The following is a 7579-nucleotide window of genomic DNA, read 5'->3' on the forward strand; positions in this document are numbered from 1 at the left end:
GATCTCGGAAGACGCCCGGCTGGTGGCGTTGCCGATCGGTGGCGGTGAGCTTGCCGTCAGCCGGCAACGGCCGAACGAATTCACCGTCGACAACTGGAAACGCGCGCTGACATCGGAAACCATCGTCGTTCCGGAAGTGTTCGACAACAGCGATGGGCAATTCGACGTCGCGGATGCCGTTGAGCTACCGCCGGGATCGCCGTTCTATTGCTCCTCAGGCGTTTGCGTGGCCAGGCACATGTCCGGTGCGATCATTGCCTATGTCGAGGACCGCAAGGACACCTGGAAAGCCTGCGGCTTCGCCGAACTGATCGTCGTCAACGACGCCACCGCCTATGACGCCTGTCACAACCCGCTGGTTCTCGTCATCACCAAGCGGCAACTGGCTCGCAAAGGCAGTGCCGCGGTCTTCTTCGATCGCCAATCGGCGACCACGCCGGCGACGATCAGCTTCGCGGTGGACAGCCCATATCGGCCCTGGCACACGCAACGCAGATACTCTCGCGAGGCGAGGGGGCTGGCACCCTTCAAGAAACCCGAGAAGCCAGTGGTCAACCCACAGCCGTCTCAGTAGCGACGGATCAGGCCGACGAGCTTGCCTTGCACCTTGACCCTGTCCGGCCCGAAAATCCGTGTCTCATAGGCTGGATTGGCGGCTTCGAGGGCAATCGAGGCGCCCTTGCGGCGGAACCGCTTCAGCGTCGCTTCCTCTTCATCGACCAGCGCCACGATGATCTCGCCGGGGCTGGCCGTGTCGGCGTTACGGATGATAACGGTGTCGCCGTCGAAGATGCCGGCCTCGATCATCGAATCGCCCTTGACCTCCAGCGCATAGTGCGCGCCGCCCATGATCATGTCCGGCGGCACCGAAATCGAATGCGTCTGATGCTGGATGGCATCGATCGGCACGCCGGCGGCGATGCGACCCATGACCGGGATCGAAACGGCAGAGACCGCATCGTCGTCATTGCCGGGCGAAGGCATCCGCGAAGGCGCCGGCTTGATCTGCCGGCCAAGAGCACCACCCTGACCAAGACTGCCCTGGATGACGCTTGGCGAAAACTTCTTTGCCGCATTGAGGCCTGGCGCGATGGAGTCCGGCAGCCGCAGCACTTCCAGCGCGCGGGCCCGATTGGGCAGCCGGCGGATAAAGCCGCGCTCCTCAAGGGCCGTGATCAGCCGATGAATCCCGGATTTGGAGGCAAGGTCGAGCGCCTCCTTCATCTCGTCGAAGGATGGCGGAATGCCGCTCTCCTTCAGGCGTTCATGGATGAACATCAGCAGTTCATGTTGCTTGCGTGTCAGCATGGCGGCCCCCAGGTTCCCTGAAACCAGAATCGAAAAACAAACCCAGAACAAACACTATCTGTTCCAGTTGTGTTCTGCAACCGTTTAAAGTTTAATGAATTTGTTAAGGCTGCTGAAATTATTTGGCGCTTGCCAGCGGGTTACGATCGACGGGCGCCACCTTCGGCAATGCGCCTGCTCACATTGAAATTGTTATGGTTAATGACCTGTGGCTTATCCCCTACCAAAGCTTGGCATTATCTGTCGATCGACCTCGACAAGGGGCGATTGCAACCTTCGGGACGTTCGTTGGCCGTGAACGAAACGGAGCCAAAACGCCAACGTCAGTTGGGCATTTTGGCTGGAAATTCAGCTCTCCGTCATTTGCCAGGCAGTGAGGGCAGCGACGGCGGATCGCCGGGATCGGTGCGTCAGGTAACGGCTTCCTTGACGGCGAAACGCTGGTCCTTCCATGCTCCCGTGCGCAGAATGTCTTCCAGAACCTCAACCGCCAGCCACACATCCTTGTAGCTGACATAGAGCGGCGTGAAGCCGAAACGGATGGTCGACGGTGCGCGGAAGTCACCGATCACCCCGCGCTCGATCAGCGCCCGCATGATTTGATAGCCGTGGTCGTGAAGGAACGACACCTGGCTGCCGCGCCTGGTCGCGTCGCGGGTGGTCTCCAGCGTGAGACCGTAGGCGCCGCACTTGGCTTCGACGAGCTGGATGAACAGTTCTGTCTGCGCGACGCTCTTCTTTCGCAATGCCGCCATGTCGACGTCGCTCCAGATGGCAAGCGCGCCTTTGAGCGCCCGCATCGACAGGACCGGTTGCGTACCGCACAGAAAACGGCGGATGCCGGTGCCGGCAACATAACCCCGTTCGAAGGCAAAGGGCCGCGCATGGCCCCACCAGCCGCTGAGCGGCTGGCTGATATCGCCGTGGTGGCGCTGCGCGGCATAGATGAAGGCCGGCGCGCCCGGACCGCCGTTGAGGTACTTGTACGTGCAGCCGACAGCGAAATCGGCATTTGCCTGATCGAGCTCGACGGGCAGGGCGCCGGCGGTGTGGCAGAGATCCCAGACGATCAGCGCTCCGGCCGTATGAGCCCTGCGCGTCAGCGCCGCCATGTCGCGCAGTTCACCCGATTTGTAATTGACGTGGTTGACCAGCACCACCGCGACGTTTTCGTCGATCAGATCTTCGATGGTCGGCGCGTCGACGCCCGCGAGGCGCAGCAGGACGCCATCCCGGGTCGAGGCCACGCCTTCGGCGATGTACAGGTCGGTGGGAAAACTGTCACCTTCGGCGACGATGGCTGACCGGCCGGGCCGCATCTCCATCGCTGCGTGCAGCACCTTGTAGATGTTGGTCGATGTCGTGTCGCAGACAACGGTCTGGCCGGCCGCGGCTCCTATCAGGCGTCCGAGTTGGTCGCCGAGTTCGATCGGCATCTCGAACCATCCGGCCGTGTTCCAGGCTCGGATAAGATCTCGGGCCCATTCCTGCGTCGCCGCCTGCTGCAGCTCGCCGAAAACGGCATGAGATGCTGCCCCCAGTGAATTGCCGTCGAGATAGATCACCCCCTCCGGCAGAATGAAACGGTCGCGCATGGCCCGCAGCGGATCCGTGGCATCCATCGCTTCGACTGCGGCGAGATCAGGAATTCCACTCATGGTCAGTCCCCGGTTGTTCGCGAAGGGGTTTCCGCCACAGAGCGTCCCTTCGGTGAGCCTGTTCTCATTTCGATGATGTCAGAGCCGGGTGCGGACCGTCCACAGCTCCGGAAACAGCACGACCTCGAGCATTTTCTTCAGATACGAAGCGCCCGACGTGCCGCCGGTGCCGCGCTTCAGACCGATGATGCGCTCCACCGTGGTGACGTGGTTGAAGCGCCAGCGGCGGAAATAATCCTCGAAGTCGACCAGCTTCTCGGCCAGTTCGTAGAACATCCAGTAGCGCTGCGGATCGCGGTAGATAGTCTGCCAGGCGACCAGGACCTCTTCATTCTCGGTTCGCGTCTCACGCCAGTCCGTGCGCCTGGCATCGGCACCGATGTCGAATCCGTTGCGCGCCAAAAGCAGCAGCGCTTCGTCATAGAGCGACGGCTCGGCCAGAATGGCTTCCAGCTTTCCGCTGAGGTCAGGCCGATGCTTGTGAGGGCCGAGCATGGCCAGGTTGCGGTTGCCGGCCATGAACTCGATGGCGCGATACTGCCAGGACTGGAAACCCGAGGACTGGCCGAGCGCGTCGCGAAACTCGGTGTATTCGCTGGGCGTCATCGTCCGCAGCACATCCCAGGCATTGTTCAGCTGCTCGAAGATGCGCGCGACTCGCGACAGCATCTTGAAGCTCGGCTCAAGCCGGTCGGCGCGGATCGAGCGGATCGCGGCGCCAATCTCGTGCAAAGCGAGCTTCATCCACAGTTCCGAGGTCTGGTGCTGGATGATGAACAGCATCTCGTCATGCGCCGACGAGAGCGGTGTCTGCGCCTCCAGCACTTTCTCCAGGTGCAGATAGTCGCTGTACGACATGCGCTCGTTGAACGACATCTGTGCGCCTTCGGACGCCGGATCGTAGGGCTCGCTCAATTGACTTTCTCCGTGCGCAGCCGGAAGCGCTGGATCTTGCCGGTCTGGGTCTTGGGCAAAGCAGCAATGAATTTCACCGATCGCGGGTATTTGTAGGGCGCGATCGTCGCCTTGACATGGTCCTGCAGGCGCTTGGTCGTCAATGCGTCAGGCGCCACGCCCTGCACCAGCACGACATGCGCCTCGACGATCTGGCCGCGCTCGGCGTCCTCGGCGCCGATCACCGCGCATTCGGCGACGTCGGGATGTGACAGAAGTGCGGCCTCGACCTCGGGGCCGGCAATGTTGTAGCCGGCGCTGACGATCATATCGTCGGAGCGCGCGGCGAAATGGAAGAAGCCGTCCTCGTCCTGCGTGAAGGTGTCGCCGGTGATGTTCCAGCCGTCGCGCACGTAGTCCTTCTGCCTGATATCGGCCATGTAGCGGCAGCCGGTCGGGCCGCGCACCGCCAGCCTGCCGGTCGCGCCGCGCGGTACTTCGCGCATCTCGTCGTCGACGATGCGCGCCTCGTAGCCGCCGACCGGCTTGCCGGTCGACGCGGGCTTCATGTCGCCAAAGCGGTTGGAGATGAAGATGTGCAGCATTTCGGTGGCGCCGATGCCGTCGAGGATCGGCTTGCCGGTCTTTTGCGTCCACTCTTCGAAAACCGGAGCGGGCAAGGTTTCGCCGGCTGAAACGGCAACCCGCAGCGAAGACAAATCGGCACCTTCATCCATGGCCTTCAGCATGGCGCGGTAGGCAGTCGGCGCGGTGAAGGAGATCGTGGCTTTGTAGGTCTCGATGATGTGGATCATGTTGGGTGGCGTCGCCTGCTCCAGCAGCGTCGCCGCCGCACCGAAGCGCAGGGGAAAGATAGCGAGCCCGCCAAGGCCGAAAGTGAAAGCCAGCGGCGGCGAGCCGACGAAGATGTCGTCCGGCGTCACCTCCAGGATTTCGCGGGCATAGGCGTCGGCGATGATCAGGAGGTCGCGGTGGAAATGCATCGTCGCCTTCGGCACGCCTGTCGTGCCCGAGGTGAAGCCGAGCAGCGCGACATCGTCGCGGCCGGTGTTGACGGCGGTGAATGTCACCGGCTTGTCGAGAGCGGCACGATCGAGCTCGGCATCATGGTTGGCGGTGCCGTCGAAGCCTATGACCTGTTTGAGGAAGGTGCTGTCCTTGGCGCAGGCGGTCATCTCGTCCATCAGCCTGGTGTCGCAGAGCGCGACGGTGATTTCCGCCTTGTCGACGATCTTGGCCAGTTCGCCGGCGCGCAGCATAGGCATGGTGTTGACGACCACGGCGCCGACCTTGGTGGCAGCCAGCCAGCAGGCGACCATGGCGGGGTTGTTGGCCGAGCGGATCAGCACCCGGTTGCCGGGCTCGACGCCATAATTCTCGACCAGCGCGTGGGCGAGCCTGTTCGTCCAGTCGGACAGTTCCTTGTAGGTGCGGCGGCGGCCATTGCCGATCAGGGCTGTGCGGTCGCCGAGGCCCTTCTCGACCAGCCGGTCGGTCAGTTCGACACCGGCGTTGAGGCGTTCGGGATAGTCGAAGCCGTCGAGCAGTATATCGGGCCATTGCTCCGGCGGCGGCAGGTGATCGCGCGTGAACGTGTCGATATGCGCTGAAGGCCCAAGCATGTCGCCGCTCTCCCGTCTGCTGCCTGGCCAGTGCGCAATGCGCCTTGGCTGGATGTGGTGGATCCTAAGGTCCTGCTCTGAGGAGGCTTCGTGCTGCCCATCACGCCTGCTCGGAGATGCGCGCCGAAAGGGTGAACATCTGCAGGTGAGGGCAGCACAGCAGACCTCCCATTGTCGGCTGTTCGTGCGGGCAGGATCGCACCAGTCGAAATTTGTTTCAAGCCTAAAATGTTTTTGCCCTGGAGCATTGACGCATGGCGTGGCGCTGGCCATTGCTAGCGCAACAGCGATGCCGTTTTGGGGGAGGGCGCAGATGTTCGAACGTCACATCGTCGATTGGGATGATGCCTATGCCAACGGCGCGAACATTGCCGGCAGCGACCGTTGGCCAGCCGCCTGGTCCGAGCCAGCGGCAGCATTCCGCGATGCGCTCTCGGCAGAGAGCCGGGCACGGCTCGACATCGCCTACGGCGACAGGCCGCGCAATCGGCTCGATCTTTTCCTTCCCAAGGCCGCGCCCAAAGGACTGGTGGTGATTATCCATGGTGGTTACTGGCTGGAGACCGACAAGAGCTTGTGGTCGCATCTCGCCAATGGCGCGGTCGGCAGCGGCTTCGCCGTTGCGATGCCCTCCTACACGCTGTGCCCGGACATACGCATCGCAGGCATCGTCCGGGAGGTCGGGGCGGCGATTGGCAAGGCAGCGGCAATGGTTGACGGACCGCTGATGCTGACCGGACATTCGGCCGGCGGCCATCTCGCCACCCGGATGGTGACGACAACCACGCCTCTGGCGCCGGATGTGGCGCGGCGCATACGCCATGTCGTTTCGATTTCAGGTCTACACGATTTGCGTCCGCTCATGCGCACCGGCATGAACAAGGACCTGGCAATCGACGAAGAGGAGGCGCTGGCTGAAAGCCCAGCCCTGCTGCGCCCGATGGATGGCGCCCGCATCACCTGCTGGGCCGGCGGCGGTGAGCGCGCCGAGTTCCTGCGCCAGAATGCGTTGCTTGCCAACATCTGGACCGGCCTTGGCGCCACCACCAGCACCGTGGTCGAGCCCGACCGGCATCACTACGACATTGTCGACGGCCTTGCCGATCCGGCGCATCCGCTGACACAGAGCTTGATCTCGAGCTAGAGCCGAGATCACTTTCTCGTCTGTTATGAACGGCTTGCCTGGAATTCCTCAGCGCAGCATCAAAACGCTGCAAGCCTCGCCCGCGGCTGCTGCAGGGGCAAACGGCGCCCGCACGATCAGCCCGTTGGCGTCGGCCAGCATTCTCAGCATCGAGGAATCCTGAATGCCGAACGGCGTCGCCACCAGCGCGCCGTCATCTTCCCTGACCACGGCTCGGACATAGTCCTGGCGCAAATCATTGGCCGGCATTGCGGTACCCAGTCGCGCTGGGCGAATGTCCTGGCGATGGTTGCGGCCACCGAGCCGCGCCAGCAGCGGCTTCAGGAACAGTTGCGAGCAGACCAGGCTTGCCACCGGGTTGCCGGGCAGGCCGAGGCACCTGATATCGCCGAGGCGGCCGAACATCAGCGGCTTGCCGGGGCGCATGGCAATCTTCCAGAAGCCGAGCGTCATGCCTTCGCCGGTCAGCACGTCGTGGATCAGGTCGTGATCGCCGACCGAGGCGCCACCAAGCGTCACGATGACATCCGCACCGGCCGCCACCGCTTTTTGCACCAGTTCGGCGATGGCCTCCTTGCGATCGGCGGCAATGCCGAGATCGAGCGCGCGGGCGCCGACCGAGTGTGCGGTGGCAGCGACGCCATAGGCATTGGACGAGATGATCTGGTCCGGGCCGAGATTACTGCCCGGCGGCAGCAATTCGTCGCCGGTGGCGATGATGGCGACCAGCGGTCGTCTTACCACCTTGACCTGGGGATGGTTGGCCGATGCTGCCAGCGACAGTGCCGCCGGGTCGAGCAAACGGCCTCTTTCGAGCAGCATGTCGCCTGTTGAAAAATCGAGCCCGATGCGACGGATATTGCGCCATTGCGCCGTCGGCTCGGTCACTTCGATTTCGCCGCCGCCGAGGTCGCGGACATTCTCCTGGATGA

The 7579-nt window shown here is 63.1% G+C and carries 6 protein-coding genes and 1 pseudogene; 2 read left to right on the top strand and 5 right to left on the bottom strand.

Annotation, left to right across the window (positions count from 1 at the left end; all coding sequences use genetic code 11):
- A pseudogene (locus tag EOA22_RS18935) lies at positions 1–574 on the top strand (competence protein); the annotation flags it as partial.
- Here EOA22_RS18935 and lexA read toward each other — a convergent pair.
- The 4 genes from lexA to EOA22_RS18955 form a co-directional block, all read right to left on the bottom strand.
- The gene (gene lexA / locus EOA22_RS18940; protein WP_013531746.1) at positions 568–1308 is read right to left on the bottom strand and encodes a transcriptional repressor LexA; all 741 of its coding nucleotides are present in this window, start codon (positions 1306–1308) and stop codon (positions 568–570) included. The pseudogene EOA22_RS18935 and the gene lexA sit on opposite strands and share 7 nt — an antisense overlap.
- Positions 1309–1718: 410 nt before the next feature.
- Entirely contained in the window at positions 1719–2966 is a 1248-nt protein-coding gene (gene kynU / locus EOA22_RS18945) for a kynureninase (RefSeq protein WP_024503342.1), read from the bottom strand.
- A 78-nt stretch (positions 2967–3044) separates the two neighbouring features.
- Positions 3045–3881, bottom strand: a complete 837-nt coding sequence (gene kynA / locus EOA22_RS18950; RefSeq protein ID WP_013531744.1) for a tryptophan 2,3-dioxygenase — start codon at positions 3879–3881, stop codon at positions 3045–3047.
- The gene (locus EOA22_RS18955; protein ID WP_063167974.1) at positions 3878–5503 is read right to left on the bottom strand and encodes an AMP-binding protein; all 1626 of its coding nucleotides are present in this window, start codon (positions 5501–5503) and stop codon (positions 3878–3880) included. The genes kynA and EOA22_RS18955 overlap by 4 nt, the downstream gene beginning before the upstream one ends.
- Before the next feature lie 313 nt (positions 5504–5816).
- On the opposite strand from EOA22_RS18955, the gene EOA22_RS18960 reads away from it, so the two are divergent.
- Positions 5817–6647 (top strand): alpha/beta hydrolase, encoded by an 831-nt coding sequence (locus EOA22_RS18960; RefSeq protein ID WP_063167975.1) that lies wholly within the window; start codon positions 5817–5819, stop codon positions 6645–6647.
- Positions 6648–6695: 48 nt separating this feature from the next.
- Here the strand turns inward: EOA22_RS18960 and EOA22_RS18965 are convergent.
- A partial coding sequence (locus EOA22_RS18965) for a molybdopterin molybdotransferase MoeA (RefSeq protein WP_164755626.1) occupies positions 6696–7579 on the bottom strand: 884 nt, incomplete at its 5' end.

Source organism: Mesorhizobium sp. M7A.F.Ca.US.014.04.1.1, from assembly GCF_003998745.1.
Classification (GTDB): Bacteria; Pseudomonadota; Alphaproteobacteria; order Rhizobiales; family Rhizobiaceae; genus Mesorhizobium; species Mesorhizobium ciceri.

What these genes read in the sequence shown, in the direction of transcription:
- EOA22_RS18955 (WP_063167974.1), bottom strand. Translation starts at nt 5,503, where the DNA reads ATGCTTGGGCCTTCAGCGCATATCGACACGTTCACGCGCGATCACCTG.
- lexA (WP_013531746.1), bottom strand. Translation starts at nt 1,308, where the DNA reads ATGCTGACACGCAAGCAACATGAACTGCTGATGTTCATCCATGAACGC.
- kynU (WP_024503342.1), bottom strand. Translation starts at nt 2,966, where the DNA reads ATGAGTGGAATTCCTGATCTCGCCGCAGTCGAAGCGATGGATGCCACG.
- EOA22_RS18960 (WP_063167975.1), top strand. Translation starts at nt 5,817, where the DNA reads ATGTTCGAACGTCACATCGTCGATTGGGATGATGCCTATGCCAACGGC.